The organism is Luteimonas terrae, from assembly GCF_004358165.1.
Classification (GTDB): Bacteria; Pseudomonadota; Gammaproteobacteria; order Xanthomonadales; family Xanthomonadaceae; genus Luteimonas; species Luteimonas terrae.
Genome location: NZ_SMTG01000002.1, coordinates 225,177 through 245,678, shown reverse-complemented (window position 1 = coordinate 245,678; position 20,502 = coordinate 225,177). Strand labels below are relative to the sequence as shown.

Sequence of the window (20,502 nt, the reverse complement as noted above, 5' to 3'; positions counted from 1 at the left end):
CGCGATGCCTTACTTCAGACCGTCGATCAGCTCGTCCACCGCTTCGGGCGTGAGCTTCTCGTGGTAATGACCGTTGATGACCACGACCGGCGCACCGCAGCACGCGGCGACGCACTCTTCCTCGCGCTTGAGGAAGACGCGGCCGTCGGCGCTGGATTCACCCAGCTTGCAGCCGAGCTTCTTCTCCGCATGCGCGACGAGATCCTCGGCGCCGTTGAGCCAGCAGCTGATGTTGGTGCAGAAGGCGACGTTGTTGCGGCCGACCTTCTCGGTCTCGAACATCGAATAGAACGTCGCGACCTCGTAGGCCCACACCGGCGGCAGGTCCAGATACTTGGCCACGCCGGCGATCAGCTCGTCGGTCAGATAACCGCCGTTCTGCTCCTGCGCCGCGAACAGGCCCTGGAGCACCGCCGAACGCTTGCGGTCGGGCGGGAACTTGGTCAGCCAGTGGTCGATGTGCGCGCGCGTGTCGCCGCTGAGCACGACCATCGGGTCGACGTTGCGGGCGTTCTCGAAATTTCCGGTCGCCTTCATCGGTCGACTTCTCCGAACACGATGTCATAGGTGCCGATCATCGCCACCACGTCGGACAGCATGTGCCCGCTGGTGATGGCGTCCATCGACGAGAGGTGTGCGAAGCCGGGCGCGCGCAGATGCACGCGGAACGGCTTGTTCGCGCCGTCGGAGACCAGGTAGCAGCCGAACTCGCCCTTGGGGGCTTCCACTGCGCTGTAGGTCTCGCCGGCGGGCACGGAATAGCCCTCGGTGAACAGCTTGAAGTGGTGGATCAGCGCTTCCATGTCGTCCTTCATCTCCTCGCGGGAGGGCGGCGACACCTTGTAGTTGTCCAGCATGACCGGGCCCGGGTTGGCCCGCAGCCAGTTGACGCACTGCTGGATGATCCTGGCCGACTCGCGCATTTCGAACACGCGCACGAGATAGCGGTCGTAGCAGTCGCCGTTGACGCCCACCGCGATGTCGAAATCGACATCCGCGTACTTGGCATACGGCTGGGTCTTGCGCAGATCCCACTCGACGCCCGAGCCACGCAGCATCGGGCCGGTCATGCCCCAAGCCTTGGCCATCTCCGGGGAGATCACGCCGATGCCGACGGTGCGCTGCTTCCAGATGCGGTTGTCGGTGAGCAGGGTCTCGTACTCGTCGACGCGGCGCGGGAAATCCTTCGCGAACGCTTCGAGGTAATCGAGCATCGAGCCTTCGCGCCACTTGTTGAAGCGCTTGAGCTTCTCGCCCTTGCGCCAGCGCGACTCGGCGTACTGCGGCATGCGCTCGGGCAGGTCGCGGTACACGCCACCGGGACGGTAGTAGGCCGCGTGCATGCGCGCGCCACTGACCGCCTCGTAGACGTCCATCAGCTCTTCGCGCTCGCGGAACGCGTAGAGCATCACCGCCATCGCGCCGAGATCGAGCGCATTCGAGCCCACCCACATCAGGTGGTTGAGGATGCGGGTGATCTCGTCGAACAGCGTGCGGATCCACTGCGCGCGCTCGGGTGCCTCGATGCCGATCAGCGTCTCGATGGCACGCACGTAGGCGTGCTCGTTGCACATCATCGACACGTAGTCGAGACGGTCCATGTAACCGATCGACTGGTTGAACGGCTTGGACTCGGCCAGCTTCTCGGTACCACGGTGCAGCAGGCCGATGTGCGGATCGGCGCGCATCACGGTCTCGCCGTCCATCTCCAGGATCAGGCGCAGCACGCCGTGCGCGGACGGATGCTGGGGACCGAAGTTGAACGTGTAGTTGCGGATTTCCTGCTTGAGCGCGGCCGCGCTGGGCGTGGCGTTGGCATGCAGCGAGGTGGTCGGGACGGCGCTCACTTGGCGGCCTCCGCACGACGGGTCATCTGCTCGGCGCTCGCGGTCGCGAAGCGGGCATCCTCGCGGATCACGCGCGGCACGCCGACGCGCGGCTCGACCGAGGTCACGGGCTCGTACACGACGCGCTTGCGCTCGGCGTCGTAACGCACTTCGACGTTGCCGATCAACGGGAAATCCTTGCGGAACGGATGACCGACGAAACCGTAGTCGGTCAGGATGCGGCGCAGGTCCGGGTGGCCTTCGAAGATCACGCCGAACAGGTCGAAGGCCTCGCGCTCGAACCAGTTCGCGACCGGCCACAGGCCGACCAGCGAAGACACGACCGGCAGGTCGTCGCTCGGCGCGAAGCACTTCAGCGTCACGCGCTGGTTGTGCTGGATCGACAGCAGCTGCGCGACCGCGGCGAAACGACGCTGCGGCACCGGGATGCCGGCTTCACTCTGCGGCTGCGAGGTCTGGCGGCTCGGCTCTTCACCGAACTTGAAGCGGCCGGGACCACGGCCTTCGACGCCACGGCTGAAGCCTTCCGAGGAGACATCGGTGTCCCACTCGTCGCTGCCGTGGCCGAGATAGTCGACGCCGCACAGGTCGATCAGCGATTCGAAGCCGAGCTCGTCGCGCAACGCGCGCGCGGCCTCGAGCCAGTCACCGGCCGTGGTCAGCGTGATCTCGCCGCGCGGCAGCGCGACGGCGACATCGGCCTCGGGGAAACGCGCGCGCAGACGCGCCGCGAATTCGGTAGCGGACTCACGCATCGCGCAGCCCCGTCTTGGTCTCGCCGAAATTGGTCGCGCGGCGGATCTTCTTCTGCAGCTGCAGGATGCCGTAGACCAGCGCTTCGGCGGTCGGCGGGCAGCCCGGCACGTAGACGTCGACCGGCACGATGCGGTCGCAACCGCGCACCACCGAATACGAGTAGTGGTAGTAGCCGCCGCCGTTGGCGCAGCTGCCCATCGAGATGACCCACTTCGGGTCCGGCATCTGGTCGTAGACCTTGCGCAGCGCCGGGGCCATCTTGTTGACCAGCGTGCCGGCCACGATCATCACGTCCGACTGGCGCGGCGACGGGCGGAACACGACGCCGTAGCGGTCGAGGTCGAGGCGCGCCGCACCGGCGTGCATCATTTCCACCGCGCAGCAGGCCAGACCGAAGGTCATCGGCCACATCGAACCCGTGCGCGCCCAGTTGAGCAGCACATCGGAACTGGTCGTGACGAAACCGCGCTCGAGCAGCGGGTTCTCGCCTTCCGGGCGCAGGATGTCGTCGACCCGGCCTTCCGGCAGCGGGTTGTTCATCAGGCGCGCGACGGTCTGGTTCACTCCCATTCCAGCGCTCCCCTCTTCCACACATAGACGAAGCCGAGCAGCAGCATGCCGGCGAAGATGCCCATCTCGATCAGGCCCAGCATGCCGAGTTCGCGGAACACGGTCGCCCAGGGCACGATGAAGATGATTTCCAGATCGAAGACGATGAACTGGATCGCGATGAGGTAATAGCGGACGTCGAACTGCATGCGCGCGTCTTCGAATGCTTCGAATCCGCACTCGTACGGCGACAGCTTCTCCAGCGTCGGGCGCTTGGGCCCCAGCAGGTTGCCAATGATCAGCAAGGCAATGCCGATCCCCGTGGCAACGATCAGGAACAGCAGGGTCGGCAGATATTCGGCCAGCACTCGGATGTTCTCTCGGCTACGGCCGCAATCGCGGCCTTGGCTCGGCGCCTGTGACGCCGCATTCTCGAAGCAGTGTGTGCTTCACGAAGTCCGGGCGATGCACTCAAGTGCGATCGCCCGATCACGGCAATTGTACCGGTTACAGAACTGACGAGTAAACGATTTCCACGCCGTCCAAATGCCTTGATCGCAGCATTCCGCAGGCATCCCGTGCGCCACGTGAAATGCCGCGCGCGAATGATTCGCGTCTGCACGGTCGCCGCAAGAATTCTGCGGCATGGATACGAAAAAGCCCCGCTTTCGCGGGGCCTTTCGTCCGATGCGTCGGGCGCATCGCATTTCCGGTTGGTGCCCAAGGGGGGACTCGAACCCCCACGACCTAAGCCGCTACCACCTCAAGGTAGTGCGTCTACCAATTCCGCCACCTGGGCAGGACCGACCTGAAACTTCCGCCGTTGCGTGGCCGCGCCGGCGAGCCGCGCATTGTACCCCCGATCAATCGTTCTGGGGAGTCTGCTGCGGCGATTCCTGCGAAGAATTTTCCGCTGCCGGCGGTGCGGCAGGCACGGCGCCTTCGGCGGCCGGGGCGGCCGGCACCGTCGCGTCGGCGGGCGCCTGCGGGGCGGGCGCAACCGGGACCTGCGGCGTGGCGGCACCATCGACCGGCGCGGTCGGCACTTCGCTGCCCATGACGCCCAGGTCCATGCCCATCGCGTTCGGATTGGCGCGGTGCATCGCGTACCAGGCCATGAAGAGCGTGATGGCGAAGAAGCTGATCGCCAGCCACTTGGTGGCCTTCGACAGGAAGTTGGACGAGCCGCGGGCACCGAACACGGTGGCCGAAGCGCCGCCACCGAAGCCGGAGCCGGCTGCGGCGCCTGCGCCACGCTGCATGAGGATCAGCGCGATCATCGCGATGGCGATGATGACGAACAGGATGTTGAAGACGGTCAGCAGCATTGCGTGTGTGCTCTGGAGCGCCCGCAGTGCGGGCTTTGTGTCGGAATCGCCACCGCGCTCAGCGCGCGGCCGCGGCGACGATGGCCAGGAAGTCGTCGGCCGCCAGCGAGGCGCCGCCGATCAGTCCGCCGTCGACGTCGGGCTGCGAGAACAGCGCGGCGGCATTGTCGGGCTTGCAGCTGCCGCCATACAGCAGCGGCAAAGAGTCGGCGATTCTAGCATCCTCCTTTGCGACCACGCCACGCAGGAAGGCGTGGACCGCCTGGGCCTGCTCGGGGCTGGCGGTCAGGCCGGTGCCGATGGCCCAGACCGGCTCGTAGGCGACGATCGCGCCATCGAACGCCGCCACGCCGGCCGCGTCCAGCACGGCCTGCACCTGGGTCGCGATGACTTCCTCGGTGCGCCCGGCCTCGCGCTGCTCGCGGGTCTCGCCCACGCACAGGATCGGCACCAGGCCGCCGGCGCGCGCGGCGACGAACTTGGCCGCGACCAGCGCATCGTCCTCGCCGTGGTACTGGCGGCGCTCGGAATGCCCGACCAGGGTGTAGCGCGCACCGACGTCGGCGACCATCGCCGCCGCGACCTCGCCGGTATAGGCGCCCTTCTCGTGTGCGCTGATGTCCTGGGCGCCGACCGCGATGCCCGCAGGTGCGCCCTGCGCCAGCAGCGCCAGGTACGGCGACGGTGGCAGCACGATCGCCTCGACGCCGCCCGGCAGACCCTCGACGATGCCAGTGACCAGCTCCGTGGCGAACGTGCGGCTGCCGTGCAGCTTCCAGTTGCCGGCGACGATCCTGCGGCGCATGTCGGACTCCATGTGACGAAAGGCGCAAGAGCATAGCCGAAGGGTCGGCCGGCCGCCGCGCACGCGCGCAGTGTCAGGCCTCCACGGCGCGGCTCCGGCGGCGCGCGCACCACTCGACCAGTGCGGCCGGCGCCAGCGGCGGCGCGAACAGATAGCCCTGCACCATGTCGCAGCCCAGCGCCTCGAGAATCGCCAGGTTTTCGGGCGTTTCCACGCCCTCGGCCACGACCGTCAGCCCCATGTTGTGGCCGATCTCGATTGCCGAGCGCACGATCACCGAGTCGCCGCTGCCCGCACCGAGGTCGGCGACGAAGCTCTTGTCGATCTTGATTTCGTCGACCGGCAGGCCGCGCAGCTGGGCCAGCGAGGAATGCCCGGTGCCGAAGTCGTCGATCGACAGGCGCACGCCCTGCGCACGCAGCGCATGCATGGTGTCGCGCGCGGCTTCGACGTCGCGCATGACCGTGTGCTCGGTGACCTCCAGCACCAGACTGGCCGGCGCGACGCCATGCGCGCGCAGCAGGTCGCCGACGTGCGCGGGCAGCCCCGGATCCACCAGATCCATCGGCGAGAGGTTCACCGCGACCCCTTCGACGAGGCCGGCCTCGATCCACGGTCGCGCCTGGCAGAGCGATGCGTCGATGACGTGGCGGGTGATCGCGCGGATCAGGCCCGAGCGCTCGGCCAGCGGAATGAACTCGTCCGGCGAGACCTCGCCGTAACTCGGCGTCGACCAGCGCAGCAACGCCTCGACGTGGGCGACCCGGCGCGTGACCAGATGCAGCTTGGGCTGGAACACCAGGCGGAATTCCTGCAGTTCCAGCGCGTGCCGCAGCAGGCCCATCAGGCGCACCTGGCGCAGGTGGTGCTCGTCGTCGCCGGCGCGGTAGGCCAGCACGCGCAGATGCTGCTGCTTGGCTTCGTCCTTGGCGATGTCGGCGCGGCGCAGCAGGGTCGCCGCGTCGTCGGCGTGATCGGGAAACACGGCCACGCCCACATGGGCTTCGAGTTCCACATCGCCGCCTTCCAGGCGGAACGGCGTCTCCAGCAGCCGCGCCAGCGCGCCGGCACGCTCGCTGGCGACGGCATGGCCGGCGGCGTCGAGCAGCACCAGGAATTCGTCGCCGCCCAGCCGCGCCAGCAGATCGTCGCCCCGCACCGCCGCGCGCAGACGGTCGGCGACCACGCTCAGCACCGCATCGCCGTAGGCGTGGCCGAGCGTGTCGTTGATCTCCTTGAAGCGTGCGATGTCGAGGATCAGGACCGCGCAGTCGCGGCCATGCTCGCGGGCGCGCTCGATCTTGCGTGCCAGCACGCCCAGCGCATGGCTGCGGTTGGGCAGTCCGGTCAGTTCGTCGTGCGTGGACTGGAACCGGATGCGCGCCTCGCGCTGACCGATCTCGCGCTGCATCGCATTGAACGCGCGGGCCAGATCGGCGAGCTCGTCGCGACCGCGGACCGGGAGGGCCTTGGCGTAGTCGCCCGAGCCGATGCGCCGCGCGGCATCGGCCAGTCGCGCGACCGGGCGTGCGATGCCCTGCCCCACCAGCACCGCGCTGACGAACGCGATCAGCGCGGCCAGCCCCGCCAGCCATGCGATCTGCGTGCGCAAGGCGCTGTACGGCGCCAGCGCCTCGTCCAGATCGGCCAGCAGCATCACCTGCACCTGGCGTCCCGACATCGCCGCGGCGTGGAAGACATGCGTGGCGTAATGACGGCCGTCGAGGACGAGGTCGAGATCGGCGCCGTCCATCGCCTGCGCGACCTCGCGACTGGTGCGCAGCGCCAGCGTCTGCGCATCCGGCAACGTGGACGCGAGCACGCGGACGCGACCGCCGTCGGATTCGACGAAGGCGACATCCATGCCGATGATCGCGCGGTAGCGGCGGGCCAGGGCCTCGCCGTAGTGCACGCCGATCGCGGCCCAGGCCACGCGACGCGGCGCCAGCACCGGGACAACGGCCATCAGGAAAGGTTGCGCATCGAGCAACGCCACGCCGGTCGCCTGCCCGTCCTGCGCGGCATCGGCCTCGGCCAGCAGGGGCGCCATCGCGGTCGCGGCCTGCAGATCGTCCTCCGGGCCGATCGACAGCTGCACCTGGCCGTCGGTCGCCAGCAGCAGCGCGATGTCGGTGTCGATGCGCAGGCCGTGATTGAGCAGCGCGGCCTGCGCGGTCGCGTGGTCGCCGGTGGCAACGGCGGCGCGGAACGCGAAGTCGCCGGCGAGCACAGTGGCCGATTCGTGCAGGCGCTCGGCGCTGGCGTCGGCAAGCTGCACCCAGACCCGCTCGCTCACGCGCAGCTGGTCGGCCAGCTGTTCGCGCACCGCACGATTGCCGGCCATGTCGACGATCGTCAGCGTGGAGACCTGCACGCCGATCAGCAACAGCACGAAGCCCAGCACGATGCGACCCCGGAACCCCAGGCCGCGACGCGCCAGTGGCGCATCATCCGCCACGCTGGAAGCTCCGGTAGCGCTCGCGCATGGTCCGCAACCGCGTTTCGTGCGCCGGTGCCGCCTTGCGCAGCGGTCGCACCGGCAGATCGACGCGTGTCACCGCGCCCGCTTCGACGTGCACGGCCCGCGCCAACGGCGCCTGTCCCTGCGGCTGGCGCTCGTGCCAGACCTGCAGGGTGTAGTCGCCAGCCGGCGCATCGAGCCGCGCGCGGCCACGGGCGTCGGTCTTCGCGAAGTACGGGGTGTCGAGCACCACCACGTAGCCGATCATCGATTCGTGGATCGCGCAGCCGTACTCGACCACCCCGGATGTGTCGAACTGCAACGCATGCGCGGCCGCGCCGTCGTGCAGCGGAAACGAGAACGGACGCGCGGGCGAAAAGGCATACAGCGCGTGACGGCGCCGGTCGTCACTGGAGAAGCGCACCGTGCTGCCGGCCACGACCGGCAATACCCGCGGCGAAAAACCGTCACCCGACAGCGCCACGTCCGCATGTCCCGCGCGCACGGCTGCGCTGGCGGCCGGCGAATGCAGGCTCACCACCGCACCGTCGAGTGCCGTGCCGTCCGGCACGCCTTCCACTTCGACCGTCCACGCCGCTGCCGCGCCGTCCATTGCACAGAACGCGAGCGCGCACAGGACCCACAGTCCGACCCGGCCGGGTCGCCCGTTCCACGCGATCATTCCCCAGACTCCCCTTGCGCCACCGCACGCGGGCGCGCCGGGACATTCCAACAGAACCGTCCAGTGCGTGCCACTCAAATCGCCTCGTGCCGTGCGCATGCGCGCGGATGTCCACGGTCGTCGAATGCCGCAAACGGCACCTGCGGGTTCAACACCGCGCCGCAAGATCGCAAAATGGACGCACACCGGCGATGGCCGGTGTTCTTGTTTCCGCGTTCTGCGCGTTCTGCTGGAGATCCCATGCGTTGTTCCGTTCTCACCCTTTTTGCCTGCAGCACCCTCGCCTCCGCCACCACCTTCGCCGCCGAAGACGGCTGGCACGGGACCGGCGAACTGGGCGTGGCGATCTCGAAAGGCAATGCCGACAGCGAGACTGTGGTCGGCAAGCTCAAGCTTGCGCGCGAGGACGACACCTGGAAGCATGCGGTCCTCGCCTCGTTCCTCTACGGCACCAGTGACGGCCTGGAGAACGCGCGCCGGTACGAACTGTTCGGATCCAGCGGCTACCGCTTCGCCGAACGCCACTACGTCTTCGGCTCCGGCCGCAACCAGCGCGACCACTTCAGCAGCGACGAATACCAGACCACGATCGCCGGCGGTTACGGCTTCGAGGCGCTCATGTCCGAGGAGACGAAGCTGGTGTTCGAGATCGGCCCCGGTTACCGCTGGTCGAAAGAGCAGGACGTACGCGTGCACAACAACGAGGCGATCGCGCGTGCCTTCATGGATTTCAGCCACCAGCTCACCCAGACCACGCAGCTCTACGACACGCTGCTGATCGAATCGGGCGGCGACAACACCTTCGTGCGCAACGAGTTCGGCGTGCAGGTCAAGATGACCGACGCGCTGGCGCTGAAAGCCGGTTTCGAAATCCGCCACAACACCGACGTCGCGCCCGACCGCGAGCGCACCGACCGCCTGACCACGGTCAACGTCGTCTACGGATTCTGAAGCGCCACTGACGCCCTCACGAAGAACGGCGCCCCAGGGCGCCGTTTTACTTTACTGACGCAGCTTCGACTCACGCTGCTCCAACTGAGGGCTCACGCGCTCACTTCAGCTTGATCTCGCGCAGCCGCTCTTCGAGATACCCCTGCGCGGTGATCGGCTCGGGGTAGCGGCTCGGGTTGTCGGCCGTCACCGTCGAGGGCAGCACGTCGATCACGAAGTCCGGATTCGGGTGCAGGAAGAACGGCACCGAATAGCGCGGCTTGCGCGCCTGCTCGCCCGGCGGATTGGTCACGCGGTGCGTCGTGGACGGATACACGTGGTTGGTCAGGCGCTGCAGCATGTCGCCGATGTTGACGACGATCGTGTCGGCGTCGGAGGTGAAGGGCACCCACTCGCCATCGCGGGACTTCACTTCGAGACCGGCCGCGCTCGCGCCGACCAGCAGCGTGATCAGGTTGATGTCCTCATGCGCGCCGGCGCGGACATTGGGAATGTCGTCGGCGGTGATCGGCGGGTAATGGATCGGACGCAGGATCGAGTTGCCGTAGTCGGTCTTGTCGACGAAATAGTCCTCCGGCAGGCCGATGTGCAGCGCCAGCGCCGACAGCACCTTCGAACCCAGCGCATCGAGCGTCTGGTACAGCCCGTAGCCGTGCTCGCGGAAGCCCGGCACTTCGCTCGGCCACAGATTCGGCGGCATGACCTCGCGATACTTCGAATCGTCGGGAATCTCGCGGCCGATGTGCCAGAACTCCTTGAGATCGAAGTGCTGCGCGCCCTTCGCGGTCTCCACGCCGAACGCGGTATAGCCGCGCGCGCCGCCCCCGCCGGCCACGTGGTAGCGCTTCTTGACGTCCTCGGGCAGGGCGAAGAACGCCTTGAACACGTCGTAGGCGCCGTCGATCTGCGCCTGCGGAATGCCGTGGCCATTGATGCCGGCAAAGCCCCATTCGCGATAGGCGGCGCCGAGTTCGGCGACGAAGGCGTCGCGGTCGGTGTCGAAGCGGCGGATGTCGAGGGTCGGGATACGTGCGCTCATGGCGGGATCCTTGGGTTCAGGCAGCGGCCGCGCGCACGGCGCCGGCCAGGGAATCGAGTGTGTTCTGCATCAGCGTGGCGTCGTCGGCTTCCACCGTCACGCGCACGACCGGCTCGGTGCCGGACGGGCGCAGGAAGGCGCGGCCGCGGCCCCGCACGGCGGCCTGCGCTTGCGCGAGCGCGGCCTGCACGGCCGGCGCTTCGACCGGCTTCGAGGCACCCTCGTAACGCACGTTGACGGTCTGCTGCGGCACCTTGGCCAGGCCGTGCAGCGCCTCCTGCAGCGAGATGCCACGACGACGCAGCACCTCGAGCACCTGCAGCGCGCTGATGATGCCGTCGCCGGTCGTCGCCCGGTCCAGGCACAGCAGGTGGCCGGAGGTTTCGCCACCGAGGTTGCCGTCGTGCTCGAGCAGCATCTGGTGCACGTAGCGGTCGCCGACCTTGGCGCGCTGGAAGCCGATGCCGGCATCGCCGAACGCACGCTCCAGGCCGTAGTTGCTCATCAGCGTGCCGACCACCGGCCCCTGCAGGCGGCCCGACTGCTGCCAGTCGCGCGCGAGCACGTACAGGAGGTCGTCGCCATCGCGCACGGTGCCGTTGGCATCGACGAACAACACGCGGTCGCCGTCGCCGTCGAAGGCGATGCCGAGATTCGCGCCGCTGCGGCTGACGCGCTCGCTGAGAAATTCGGGATGCGTGGAGCCGACGCCGGCGTTGATGTTGACGCCGTTGGGCTCGGCGCCGATCACCTCGACCTGGGCGCCGAGTTCGCGCAGCACGATCGGGCCGACCTGGTAGGTCGCGCCGTTCGCGCAGTCGACGACGATGCGCATGCCGTCGAGATCGAAGCCGCGCGGCACCGACGCCTTGCAGGCTTCGACGTAGCGGCCGACCGCATCGCGCGTGCGCACGGCCTTGCCGAGCTTCTCGGAGGCCACGGTGCGGAACGGCTGGTCGAGCGCGGCTTCGATCGCCAGCTCGGTCGCGTCGTCGAGCTTCTCGCCCTGCGCGCTGAAGAACTTGATGCCGTTGTCGTGGTGCGGGTTGTGCGAGGCGGAAATGACGATGCCGCCGTCGGCGCCGAGCGAGCGCGTCAGGTGCGCGACCGCGGGCGTGGGCATCGGGCCCATCAGCTGCACGTCGACACCCGCCGCGACCAGTCCCGCTTCCAGCGCGGCCTCGAACATGTAGTTCGAGATGCGCGTGTCCTTGCCGATCAGCACCTGCGGGCGACGCCAGTCGCCGCCGCGCGTACGCAGCGAATGGCCGTAGGCGTTGCCCAGGCGCAGCACGAAGTCGGCCGAGATCGAACCTTCGCCGACGCGGCCGCGGATGCCGTCGGTACCGAAGTACTTCCGGCTCACGCAGCGGCCTCGGCGGGCGCATCCTGCTTCGTCAGCAGGGCCAGCAGGTGGGCGATGCGCACGCGCATCTCGCGGCGGTCGCAGATCTGGTCGATCGCGCCGTGCTCGAGCAGGAATTCCGAGGTCTGGAATCCTTCGGGCAGCGTTTCGCGCACGGTCTGCTCGATCACGCGCGGACCCGCGAAGCCGATGATCGCCTCGGGCTCGGCCATGTTGATGTCGCCGAGCATCGCGAACGAGGCGGACGTGCCGCCGAAGGTCGGATTGGTCAGCACCGAGATATACGGAATGCCGGCCTCGCGCAGCCGCGCCAGCGCAGCCGAGGTCTTGGCCATCTGCATCAGCGAGAACATGCTTTCCTGCATGCGCATGCCGCCGCTCGCGGAGAAGCACACCAGCGGCACCTGCAGCGCCAGCGCCTGCTCGGCGGCGCGGGCGAACTTCTCGCCACCGACCGAGCCCATCGAACCGCCCATGTAGGCGAAGTCCATCGCGGCCGCGACGATCGGGCGCTGCAGCAGCGTGCCCTGCATCGCGATCACGGTGTCGCGCTCGCCGGTGGCGCGCTGCGCGGCCTTGATGCGGTCGGCGTACTTCTTCTGATCCTTGAACTTCAGGATGTCGGTCGGGCCGAGGTCGGCCGCGATTTCCTGCAGGCTGCCGGCATCCAGGAACGCCTTCAGGCGCGCACGCGCGCGGATCGGGCGGTGGAAGGCGCACTTCGGGCAGACCTCGAGATTCTCTTCCAGCTCCGGCCCGTAGAGCACGGTGCTGCAGCGCTCGCATTTCTCCCACAGACCCTCGGGAACGCTGCGCTTCTTGGCCGCGGGCGCATCGGTGCGGATGCGGGGCGGCATGATCTTCTGCAACCAGGACATGGCGTCTCTCTAACCGACGACCCGTACCGGGCCGTGAAGCGCGGAAGTGTAACCGACGGGCTGTACGGCCTCCGGCGGGGGCCGTACGGGCTCGCGAGGCGTTTGCCATCGACCTGGGGAGGAATTTGCGCCTTCCCCCGCTCGCGGGGCATTGGGCCCTTTACGGGTCCAAGGCTGGGATGGGGGCAAACAGCCAGCGTGCGGACGCCGTGACGGACTACAGGCTGAGGACTCAGCCTTTACCCGCGTCCGTGCGACCTCTCGACCGGACACTTCGCCCCCACCCAACCCTCCCCCGCCCGCGGGGGAGGGCTTCAAGCGCGACGCCGATCCGGAGCTGCACTCAGCGCGCGTCGAGCGCCTCGCGCAGCGGTGCCAGAAAGGCCTTCGCGCGGGCGACGGCCTCATCCGCGTCGGTCGCACCATCGAGCGCGGCGACCAGCGCGCTGCCGACGACCACGCCATCGGCGTCGACCGCCATCGCCGCGGCGCTCGCAGCATCGCGGATGCCGAAGCCGGCCACGACCGGCGCGCGGCTGGCGGCGCGGATCGCCCGCAGGCGGGCCGACGCCTGCGCGGTATCGAGACGATCGGACGCGCCGGTGACGCCCGCGAAACTGACGTAATAGAGATAGCCATGCGCCTCGCGGCACAGCGCGTCGATGCGCGCATCGGTCGTGGTCGGCGACGCCAGCAGCACGAGTGCCAGGCCCGCGTTGTCGAACGCGACGCGGAACTCGGCGGCCTCTTCCGGCGGCAGGTCGACCAGCAGCACGCCATCGACGCCGGCCGCCGCGGCCTGGGCCGCGAACGTGCCGGCGCCGCGGATGTCGATCGGGTTGAGATAGCCCATCAGCACGACGGGCGTCTCCGTGTCGGTCTCGCGGAAGGTGCGCACCGCATCCAGCACGAACGTCATCCCCGCGCCCCGCCCCAGCGCACGCTCGGAGCTGCGCTGGATCGTGGGACCGTCGGCCATCGGATCGGAGAACGGCACACCGAGCTCGATGACATCGGCGCCGGCACTCACCAGCGCGTGCATCACCGGCACCGTCGATTCAAGCGATGGATCGCCGGCGGTGAAGAACGGGATCAGGGCCTTGCGGCCGCTTGCCCGAAGCGCGTCAAACCGTGCATCGATGCGGGCGCGCTTCAAGCCAGTGGATTCCGCAGTCGCGACAGGCGCGGCCATCACAGCACGAGTCCCTCGCGGCCGGCGATCGTGTGCACGTCCTTGTCGCCACGACCGGACAGATTCGCCAGCACGATCGCGTCCTTGGGCAGCTCGCGGGCGAGCTTGATCGCCTGCGCGATCGCGTGGCTGGATTCGAGCGCGGCGAGGATGCCTTCGGTCCTGGCGAGCTGGTGGAACGCCGCCAGGGCTTCGTCGTCGGTGATGCCGACGTACTCGGCGCGGCCGGCGTCGGCGAGGAACGAATGCTCGGGACCGACGCCCGGGTAGTCGAGGCCGGCGGAGACCGAATGCGTCTCGGTGATCTGGCCGTCGTCGTCGCAGATCACGTAGGTGCGGTTGCCGTGCAGCACGCCGGGACGCCCCGCCGCGATCGACGCCGCATGCCGGCCCGTGTCGATGCCGTCGCCCGCCGCCTCGGCGCCGACAATGCGCACGTCGCGATCGTTGAGGAAGGCATGGAACAGGCCGATCGCATTGCTGCCGCCGCCGACGCACGCGGTGATCGCGTCGGGCAGACGGCCGTACTCGGCCAGCATCTGCTCGCGCGCCTCGCGGCCGACGATGGCGTTGAAGTCGCGGACCATGCGCGGGTACGGGTCGGGCCCGGCGACGGTCCCGATGATGTAGAAGGTGTCGGCGATGTTGGTCACCCAGTCGCGCATCGCTTCGTTGAGCGCGTCCTTGAGCGTCGCCGAGCCCGAGGTCACCGGCACCACCTGCGCGCCCAGCAGGCGCATGCGGTAGACGTTGATCTTCTGCCGCTCGATGTCGGTCGCGCCCATGTAGACCACGCACTCCAGGCCCAGCCGCGCGGCGACGGTCGCACTCGCCACGCCATGCTGGCCGGCGCCGGTCTCGGCGATGATCCGGGTCTTGCCCATGCGGCTGGCGAGCAGCGCCTGGCCGATGGTGTTGTTGATCTTGTGCGCGCCGGTGTGGTTCAGGTCCTCGCGCTTGAGCAGGATGCGCGCGCCGCCGACGGCCTCGCTGAGGCGCTCGGCGTGATAGATCGGGCTCGGCCGGCCGACGTAGTGCGCCAGGTCCTTGTCGAAGGCCTGCTGGAACGCGGGATCGGCTTTCGCGGTGTCGTAGGCCGCCGCGAGTTCGGCGATCGGGCCCATCAGGGTCTCGGCGACGAAACGCCCGCCGTAGCGGCCGAAATGGCCGTCGGCATCCGGGAAGGCGTGGAAATCGGTGATCAGGGACTGCGACATCGGGCGGTCAACGGTGTGAGCTGACCTGCACTCTATCGCACGCATTCGACCGCCAACATCGATAAGATCTGACCAGTACGTCAGTAAAACTCACATATGGCCGACACCGACCTGCCGCCGCTCAACGCCATCCGCGCCTTCGAGGCCGCTGCGCGCCTCGGCAGCGTCAGTCGCGCGGCCGAGGCCCTGCACGTGACCCATGGCGCGATCAGCCGCCAGGTCCGACTGCTGGAGGACGCGCTCGCCACGCCGCTGTTCGTGCGCGCAGGTCGCGGCCTGCGACTGACGCCCGCGGGCGAGCGGATGCGCGACGCCGCCGGGGATGCCTTCGCCCGGCTGCAGGGGGCCGCCGCGACGATCCGCCGTGCGGGCGCCGCGCCCGCCCGCGTGCTCGGCTGCCCAGGCAGCCTGCTCGCCCGCTGGATGATTCCGCGCCTGCCGCGGCTGACCGGGGCGCTGCCGGATCTCAGACTGCATCTGTCCCCACACGAAGGCGCGTTCCCGGCATCGCTGGACGGGTTCGACGCCGCGCTGCTGATCGGCCAGGCGCCGTGGCCGGCATCGTGGCGAGTGCGCATGCTGGCGCCGGAACGCATCGGCCCCGTGCTGAGCCCGCGAACTGCGGACGCGACGCGGCTTGCCGGCCTGTCGCCCGAGGCGCTGCTGCGCGAGCCGCTGCTGCATACCGGCTCGCGCCCGCAGGCCTGGCCCGCCTGGGCGACCGCACACGCGGCAGCGCCACCGCAGGTGCTCGGCACCGGCTTCGACCATCTCTACTTCCTGCTGGAGGCTGCGGTGGCCGGACTCGGCGTCGCCATCGCGCCGCAGGAACTGGTGGTGGACGATCTCGCAGCGGGGCGCCTGCTCGCGCCATGGGACTTCGTCGAGACCGATGCGCACTGGGTACTGGCAACGCCGCGCGACCGTGCCGATGCCGGCATCGATGCGCTGGCGGACTGGCTTGCACGCGAACTGGCCTGAGCAGGTGTGGCCGCGCGCTTGCGCGCTAACGCGGCCGCGGGGTCAGGAGACCGGGGCAATCGCGCGCAAGCGCGCTGCCACAGCCGGCTCGATCAGCCCGCGCCGCGCGCCGCGTCGACGAACGCCCGCATCCGCGCGTGATCCTTGAGTCCCGGCGCCGTTTCGATGCCGCTCGACACATCCACGCCCGCCGGGCGCGCGACCGCGATGGCCTGCGCCACGTTGCCGGCATCGAGTCCACCGGCGAGCCAGAACGGCCGATCCAGCGTCGCGGGCAGCGCGGTCCAGTCGAAGCGTTCCCCACTACCACCCTGCGCGCCCGCGGCATGGCCGTCGAACAGGAACGCATCTGCGCCCGGCCACCGGCCGAGCGTCCGCAGGGCCGACGCGGGATCACCGCCCATCGCGATCGCCTTCCAGTACGGCAGGCCGAAGCCGCGGCAGAACGCGTCGTCTTCCGCGCCGTGAAACTGCAGCACGTCCGGACGCAGCGCCGAGACAATCGCCGCGACCTCCTCCGCCGGGTTGTCCATCATCAGCGCGACCAGCCGCACCCGTGCCGGCACCGCATCGCGCAGGCCCTGCGCAACGTCGAGCGTGAGATGGCGCGGACTGCGCTTCGCGAACACGAATCCGATGCAGTCGACACCGAGCGCGACCGCCTCGGCCACATCTTCGGAGCGCGTGAGTCCGCAGAACTTGATGCGCGTCGTCGTCATGCGCCCAGCCTAGCGTCCTGCGTCCGTTCTCGCGCGCTTGACACCGCATCGCGCGATGCACAGGCTACGCGCCGCCGGCAGGGGGTGCCGTCAGGGAACGACGACAGGTGGACAGGATGCGCGGCCATGACCGCGATCCGCGCCGTCCTTCGGTGGAACCATTCGCACGATCGCCCCGATCTGGAGGTCCGCGTCATCTCGACGCGCGGCCGGCACGCAGCGTGTCCGATGCCGCCCACGTCCGCCCGTGGTGGCACGGCCGCGCCTGGCCCACAGGGGAACACCATGCAATTCGCACGCGCTCTGCTCTTCATCGCCGCCGTCGCGGCACTTCCGGTTCACGCGCAAAGCGTGTCGCCCGCCTGGGACGCCTATCGCGCAGGCCAGCAGTCGGACAAGGCCGCACCGGTCGCGCAGACCGAAGAGGACGTCGTCCTGACGGAGGCCACCGCCGCCCAGCCTGCCGCCCTGCCCGTCGTCGACACCGCGGCCCGCGCCGCGCCGGCCGCGCAATCCGTCTACGACGCGTCCGACGATGCAGCCCCGCGCGGCGCGTTCTTCGTCGCGGCGCAGGCCGGCCAGGCCTGGATCGTCGATGACCTCCGCCAGGACGCCAGGGCGATCAGCGCCGGCTATCGCTGGCAGGCCGGCCCGGTCGTGCAGGTCGGCATCGAAGGGGTTGCCGGTCGGATCGACGGCACGACGGATCGCGGCTATCGCCTCGCCGACACCGATTACGCCAGCCTCGGCGCGAACGCGCGCTTCCAGTTCGGTCAAGGCCCGATGTTCGCGATGGCGCGCCTTGGCTATTGGCGCGCAGATGCGGGTAACGACGACACCGTGGACGGTGCCTACGCAGGTTTCGGCCTGGGCGTGGATTTCAATCGCCACGTGAATCTGACGCTGGCCTACACGCTGCACGCCTATGCCAGCAGCTATTGCTACAGCAGTCGCTGGAGCACGTCCTGCGGTACCGAAGTCAACCGCGCCGACCTCGTCACACTCGGCCTCGAAGCCCGCTTCTGATCCAGACGGATCCGGGCGCATCGCGCGCCCGGATCTCAGCGCAGCGTCACCGCCGCCGGCAGATTCCACTCAGGCGGATACAACGGCCCCAGGAACACGAGACCCGCCGCAGGCGCGGTCGGCCCGGCGAGGTTGCGATCACGCCCCGCCAGCAGTTCACCGATCCACGCTTCCGGCTGCGCGCCCGCGCCGACTTCCAGCAGCGAGCCGACGATGTTGCGCACCATGTGATGCAGGAAGGCATTGGCCTGAACTTCGACGATGACCTCGTCGCCGTCGCGGCGCACGCGGATGCGCTGCAGGTCGCGGCGCGGGTGCTTGGCCTGGCACTGCACGGTGCGAAAGGCGGAGAAATCCTGCTCGCCGAGCAGCGCCTGCGCGGCGCGATGCATGGCGTCCGCATCGAGCGGGCGCAGCTCCCAGGACAGGTATTGACGGTGCAGCGCGGGCCGCACCTGGCGGTTGAGGATGCGGTAGCGATAGTGGCGGGCGCGCGCATCGAAGCGCGCATTGAAGCCGTCGGCCACCGGCTGGCACCACAGCACACCGACCTGCGGCGGCAGCAGCGTCGTGGTGCCCAGCACCCAGGCACGCGGCGCACGTGGTGCGTCGCTGTCGAAATGCACGACCTGGCACTGCGCATGCACGCCGGCATCGGTACGGCCGGAGCACACCGTGGTCACCGGATGACTGGCGATCTTCGACAACGCATCCTCGAGCGCTTCCTGCACCGACGGCGCACCGGTCTCGCCATGCCTGCTCAGCCGCTGCCAACCGTGAAACGCATGGCCGTCGTACTCGACGCCGATGGCGTACCGCATCGCGTGACTCAGGCCAGGGTGCGCAGCAGCTGCGCGGCCTGCGCAGCGGCTGCCAGATCGTCGCCTTCCACCACTTCCTGCAGCAGGGTCCGCGCGGTCTCGGTGTCGCCCAGATCGATGTAGGCGCGTGCGAGTTCGATGCGCTCGATGCCGATCGGCAGCTCGACCGCCTCACCGCCGTCGAGTTCGACCGCGGCGGGCGCCGGCGTTGCGGCGTCGACGGGCGGCACGGGGCCGACGACCGGGTCCGGCGCGCCGTGCGCGTGCCAGGTCGGACCGGACGCAGGCGGAGCCGCAACCGGGGCGGGTTCGCTCGGCACGGCGACGGGCGCTGGCGCATCACGCACGAAGGCCGGCGGAGCGGCAGGTGCAGCGGGCGGGATCGCAGGCTCCGGCACGACGACAGGCGCCACAGCGGGCGCGGCGGTGGCCGCCGCCAGCGTGCTGCTGTCGAAGCGCGGCGTGCCGGACGGCTTGCGGCCACGACGACCGAGCACGAACGCCAGCGCGCCGACGACGAGAATCGCCAGACCCAGCCACAGCCACGGGAACGGCGCCGTGGCCGGTTCCGGCGTCTGCTGGTTGCTCGTCTCCATGCGCTGCTGGGCAGCGGCGAGTTCGGCGTCCTTCATCTGGATCAGCTGCTGCTGTTGCTGCTGCAGCTGTTCGAGATCGGACAGGCGGGCCTTGAGTTCGTCGATTTCCGCATTGCGTGCGGCGACGGTCTCGTTGGCCGTCTGCAGTTCCTGGCGGAGCATGTCGCCTCCAGCGCCGGCGGCGATGCCGGATTGGGTGCCCGACGGCTGGCTGCCGTTCGCGGGCGGAGTGATTTCGAGACGGGCCTCGGCGCTGCGCGGCGCTGCGGCCGGTGCCACGGGCGTTGCGGCTGCGGCAGCGGACGCAGGTGCGGCGGCATCTGCGGGTTGCGGCGCCGGACGACGCAGTTCGCGCCACTGACCGACCTGCTCGCGCACGACGGCATTGGCTTCCGCAGCGCTGAACTGGTTCCAGGCATCGCGCGCCGGCACCCGCAGCACTGCGCCCTGACGAACCAGGTTGAGGTTGCCGCCGATGAAGGCGTCGGGATTGGTCCGCAGCAACAGCAGCATCGCCTGGTTGACGCTGATGCCGGCCTCCTCTGCCAGCGGCGCGGCGATCGACGACAGCGTCTGGCCGGCACGCACGGCGGGCAATGCATCGCCCGGTGCGAGACCGGCGGCTGGACGTGCGACCGGCGCGGGCGCCGGTGCCGGCGCAGCCGCGGGGACAGGCGGTGGTGCAGGCGGTGTCGCCGCGACGGCATCGCTGGCGGGTGCAGGTTCGGTCGGCGTCGCCGCCTGTTGCGGCGCGGGTGCAGGCGCAGGTGACGCCGGCGGCGTCGGCGCACGCACGATGCTCGGTGCAGGCGCAGCGACCGGTGCCTGGATCGTCGGCTGCGCGGGTGCGGCCACGGTGTCGGGCACGGCGACCAGCGCCGAGTATTCACGGACCAGGCGGCCCTGCCCCCAGTCGACTTCGACCAGGAAGGTCAGCGCTTCCTGCGTGACCGGCGCGGCGCTGGTCACGCGGATCACCGGGCGACCGCGCGCATCGAGTGCGACGTTGAACTGCAGGTCCGAGACCACGCCGCGCGGCGGCTCCAGGCCGATGCGGGCGAAGGTCTCGGGCGAAGCCAGGCGTGCCTGCAGCTGGCGCAGCTCGGCCGGATCGCTGGACACCACCGGGATCTCGGCCAGCAGCGGCTGGCCCTGCTGCGAGCGCACCTCGATGCGGCCCAGGCCCAGCGCAAGCGCGGGCCCGGCGATGGCCAGCAGACTGCCGGCCAGCAACAGACGTTTGAAGGTGCGCGACACGAACGTCCCCTGTTTCTGCCGCCCCGCAGCG

Annotated in this window: 20 protein-coding genes and 1 tRNA gene; 3 read left to right on the top strand and 18 right to left on the bottom strand. The window is 69.4% G+C overall.

What is annotated here, in order from left to right:
- Positions 1-9: 9 nt before the first annotated feature.
- The 10 genes from nuoE to E2F49_RS16285 form a co-directional block, all read right to left on the bottom strand.
- On the bottom strand, positions 10-537 hold the full coding sequence (gene nuoE / locus E2F49_RS01255) for an NADH-quinone oxidoreductase subunit NuoE (protein ID WP_055247248.1): 528 nt from the start codon (positions 535-537) through the stop codon (positions 10-12).
- Positions 534-1,823, bottom strand: coding sequence for an NADH-quinone oxidoreductase subunit D (locus tag E2F49_RS01250; RefSeq protein ID WP_133393403.1), 1,290 nt, complete (start codon positions 1,821-1,823; stop codon positions 534-536). The genes nuoE and E2F49_RS01250 overlap by 4 nt, the downstream gene beginning before the upstream one ends.
- Positions 1,824-1,843: 20 nt before the next feature.
- Positions 1,844-2,602, bottom strand: a complete 759-nt coding sequence (locus tag E2F49_RS01245; RefSeq protein ID WP_133392285.1) for an NADH-quinone oxidoreductase subunit C — start codon at positions 2,600-2,602, stop codon at positions 1,844-1,846.
- A complete protein-coding gene (locus tag E2F49_RS01240; RefSeq protein ID WP_133392284.1) occupies positions 2,595-3,173 on the bottom strand; it encodes a NuoB/complex I 20 kDa subunit family protein in 579 nt (192 codons plus the stop codon). Before E2F49_RS01240 ends, E2F49_RS01245 begins: the two co-directional genes overlap by 8 nt.
- Positions 3,164-3,520 (bottom strand): NADH-quinone oxidoreductase subunit A, encoded by a 357-nt coding sequence (locus E2F49_RS01235; RefSeq protein WP_055247241.1) that lies wholly within the window; start codon positions 3,518-3,520, stop codon positions 3,164-3,166. Before E2F49_RS01235 ends, E2F49_RS01240 begins: the two co-directional genes overlap by 10 nt.
- A gap of 346 nt (positions 3,521-3,866) precedes the next feature.
- Positions 3,867-3,951: transfer RNA gene (locus E2F49_RS01230), tRNA-Leu, on the bottom strand.
- A gap of 64 nt (positions 3,952-4,015) precedes the next feature.
- Positions 4,016-4,480: a preprotein translocase subunit SecG gene (secG, locus tag E2F49_RS01225; RefSeq protein WP_133392283.1), complete on the bottom strand. Its 465-nt coding sequence runs from the start codon at positions 4,478-4,480 to the stop codon at positions 4,016-4,018.
- 58 nt (positions 4,481-4,538) lie between these two features.
- Positions 4,539-5,285 (bottom strand): triose-phosphate isomerase, encoded by a 747-nt coding sequence (gene tpiA / locus E2F49_RS01220; RefSeq protein WP_133392282.1) that lies wholly within the window; start codon positions 5,283-5,285, stop codon positions 4,539-4,541.
- A gap of 73 nt (positions 5,286-5,358) precedes the next feature.
- A complete protein-coding gene (locus tag E2F49_RS01215; protein ID WP_165971087.1) occupies positions 5,359-7,743 on the bottom strand; it encodes a putative bifunctional diguanylate cyclase/phosphodiesterase in 2,385 nt (794 codons plus the stop codon).
- Entirely contained in the window at positions 7,733-8,428 is a 696-nt protein-coding gene (locus E2F49_RS16285) for a carboxypeptidase regulatory-like domain-containing protein (protein ID WP_165971086.1), read from the bottom strand. The genes E2F49_RS01215 and E2F49_RS16285 overlap by 11 nt, the downstream gene beginning before the upstream one ends.
- Positions 8,429-8,668: 240 nt before the next feature.
- Between E2F49_RS16285 and E2F49_RS16280 the strand changes: the two genes are divergently transcribed.
- A complete protein-coding gene (locus E2F49_RS16280; RefSeq protein WP_165971085.1) occupies positions 8,669-9,379 on the top strand; it encodes a DUF481 domain-containing protein in 711 nt (236 codons plus the stop codon).
- Between the two features lie 100 nt (positions 9,380-9,479).
- Here the strand turns inward: E2F49_RS16280 and E2F49_RS01205 are convergent, their stop codons facing one another.
- From E2F49_RS01205 to trpB, 5 genes are all read right to left on the bottom strand, one after another.
- A complete protein-coding gene (locus E2F49_RS01205) occupies positions 9,480-10,418 on the bottom strand; it encodes an isopenicillin N synthase family dioxygenase (RefSeq protein ID WP_133392279.1) in 939 nt (312 codons plus the stop codon).
- 16 nt (positions 10,419-10,434) lie between these two features.
- Positions 10,435-11,784 (bottom strand): phosphoglucosamine mutase, encoded by a 1,350-nt coding sequence (glmM, locus tag E2F49_RS01200; RefSeq protein ID WP_133392278.1) that lies wholly within the window; start codon positions 11,782-11,784, stop codon positions 10,435-10,437.
- Complete coding sequence (gene accD / locus E2F49_RS01195; RefSeq protein WP_133392277.1) at positions 11,781-12,662, bottom strand: acetyl-CoA carboxylase, carboxyltransferase subunit beta; 882 nt, start codon at positions 12,660-12,662, stop codon at positions 11,781-11,783. The genes glmM and accD overlap by 4 nt, the downstream gene beginning before the upstream one ends.
- A gap of 343 nt (positions 12,663-13,005) precedes the next feature.
- On the bottom strand, positions 13,006-13,818 hold the full coding sequence (gene trpA, locus E2F49_RS01190) for a tryptophan synthase subunit alpha (protein ID WP_208004776.1): 813 nt from the start codon (positions 13,816-13,818) through the stop codon (positions 13,006-13,008).
- A 35-nt stretch (positions 13,819-13,853) separates the two neighbouring features.
- Positions 13,854-15,071, bottom strand: a complete 1,218-nt coding sequence (trpB, locus tag E2F49_RS01185) for a tryptophan synthase subunit beta (protein WP_133392275.1) — start codon at positions 15,069-15,071, stop codon at positions 13,854-13,856.
- Between the two features lie 96 nt (positions 15,072-15,167).
- Here trpB and E2F49_RS01180 point away from each other — a divergent pair, with 96 nt between their 5' ends.
- On the top strand, positions 15,168-16,052 hold the full coding sequence (locus tag E2F49_RS01180) for a LysR family transcriptional regulator (RefSeq protein ID WP_133392274.1): 885 nt from the start codon (positions 15,168-15,170) through the stop codon (positions 16,050-16,052).
- A 92-nt stretch (positions 16,053-16,144) separates the two neighbouring features.
- Here E2F49_RS01180 and E2F49_RS01175 read toward each other — a convergent pair whose 3' ends face one another.
- Complete coding sequence (locus E2F49_RS01175) at positions 16,145-16,771, bottom strand: phosphoribosylanthranilate isomerase (protein WP_133392273.1); 627 nt, start codon at positions 16,769-16,771, stop codon at positions 16,145-16,147.
- 126 nt (positions 16,772-16,897) lie between these two features.
- On the opposite strand from E2F49_RS01175, the gene E2F49_RS01170 reads away from it, so the two are divergent.
- Positions 16,898-17,797, top strand: a complete 900-nt coding sequence (locus E2F49_RS01170) for an outer membrane protein (RefSeq protein WP_133392272.1) — start codon at positions 16,898-16,900, stop codon at positions 17,795-17,797.
- Positions 17,798-17,832: 35 nt separating this feature from the next.
- On the opposite strand, the gene truA is transcribed toward E2F49_RS01170, so the two are convergent.
- Positions 17,833-18,618, bottom strand: a complete 786-nt coding sequence (gene truA / locus E2F49_RS01165; protein ID WP_133392271.1) for a tRNA pseudouridine(38-40) synthase TruA — start codon at positions 18,616-18,618, stop codon at positions 17,833-17,835.
- Between the two features lie 8 nt (positions 18,619-18,626).
- Positions 18,627-20,471, bottom strand: coding sequence for a FimV/HubP family polar landmark protein (locus E2F49_RS01160; protein ID WP_243713355.1), 1,845 nt, complete (start codon positions 20,469-20,471; stop codon positions 18,627-18,629).
- Between the last annotated feature and the right edge of the window lie 31 nt (positions 20,472-20,502).

What these genes read in the sequence shown, in the direction of transcription:
- nuoE (WP_055247248.1), bottom strand. Translation starts at nt 537, where the DNA reads ATGAAGGCGACCGGAAATTTCGAGAACGCCCGCAACGTCGACCCGATG.
- E2F49_RS01245 (WP_133392285.1), bottom strand. Translation starts at nt 2,602, where the DNA reads ATGCGTGAGTCCGCTACCGAATTCGCGGCGCGTCTGCGCGCGCGTTTC.
- E2F49_RS01240 (WP_133392284.1), bottom strand. Translation starts at nt 3,173, where the DNA reads ATGGGAGTGAACCAGACCGTCGCGCGCCTGATGAACAACCCGCTGCCG.
- secG (WP_133392283.1), bottom strand. Translation starts at nt 4,480, where the DNA reads ATGCTGCTGACCGTCTTCAACATCCTGTTCGTCATCATCGCCATCGCG.
- tpiA (WP_133392282.1), bottom strand. Translation starts at nt 5,285, where the DNA reads ATGCGCCGCAGGATCGTCGCCGGCAACTGGAAGCTGCACGGCAGCCGC.
- E2F49_RS16285 (WP_165971086.1), bottom strand. Translation starts at nt 8,428, where the DNA reads ATGATCGCGTGGAACGGGCGACCCGGCCGGGTCGGACTGTGGGTCCTG.
- E2F49_RS16280 (WP_165971085.1), top strand. Translation starts at nt 8,669, where the DNA reads ATGCGTTGTTCCGTTCTCACCCTTTTTGCCTGCAGCACCCTCGCCTCC.
- E2F49_RS01205 (WP_133392279.1), bottom strand. Translation starts at nt 10,418, where the DNA reads ATGAGCGCACGTATCCCGACCCTCGACATCCGCCGCTTCGACACCGAC.
- accD (WP_133392277.1), bottom strand. Translation starts at nt 12,662, where the DNA reads ATGTCCTGGTTGCAGAAGATCATGCCGCCCCGCATCCGCACCGATGCG.
- trpB (WP_133392275.1), bottom strand. Translation starts at nt 15,071, where the DNA reads ATGTCGCAGTCCCTGATCACCGATTTCCACGCCTTCCCGGATGCCGAC.
- E2F49_RS01180 (WP_133392274.1), top strand. Translation starts at nt 15,168, where the DNA reads ATGGCCGACACCGACCTGCCGCCGCTCAACGCCATCCGCGCCTTCGAG.
- E2F49_RS01175 (WP_133392273.1), bottom strand. Translation starts at nt 16,771, where the DNA reads ATGACGACGACGCGCATCAAGTTCTGCGGACTCACGCGCTCCGAAGAT.
- E2F49_RS01170 (WP_133392272.1), top strand. Translation starts at nt 16,898, where the DNA reads ATGACCGCGATCCGCGCCGTCCTTCGGTGGAACCATTCGCACGATCGC.
- truA (WP_133392271.1), bottom strand. Translation starts at nt 18,618, where the DNA reads ATGCGGTACGCCATCGGCGTCGAGTACGACGGCCATGCGTTTCACGGT.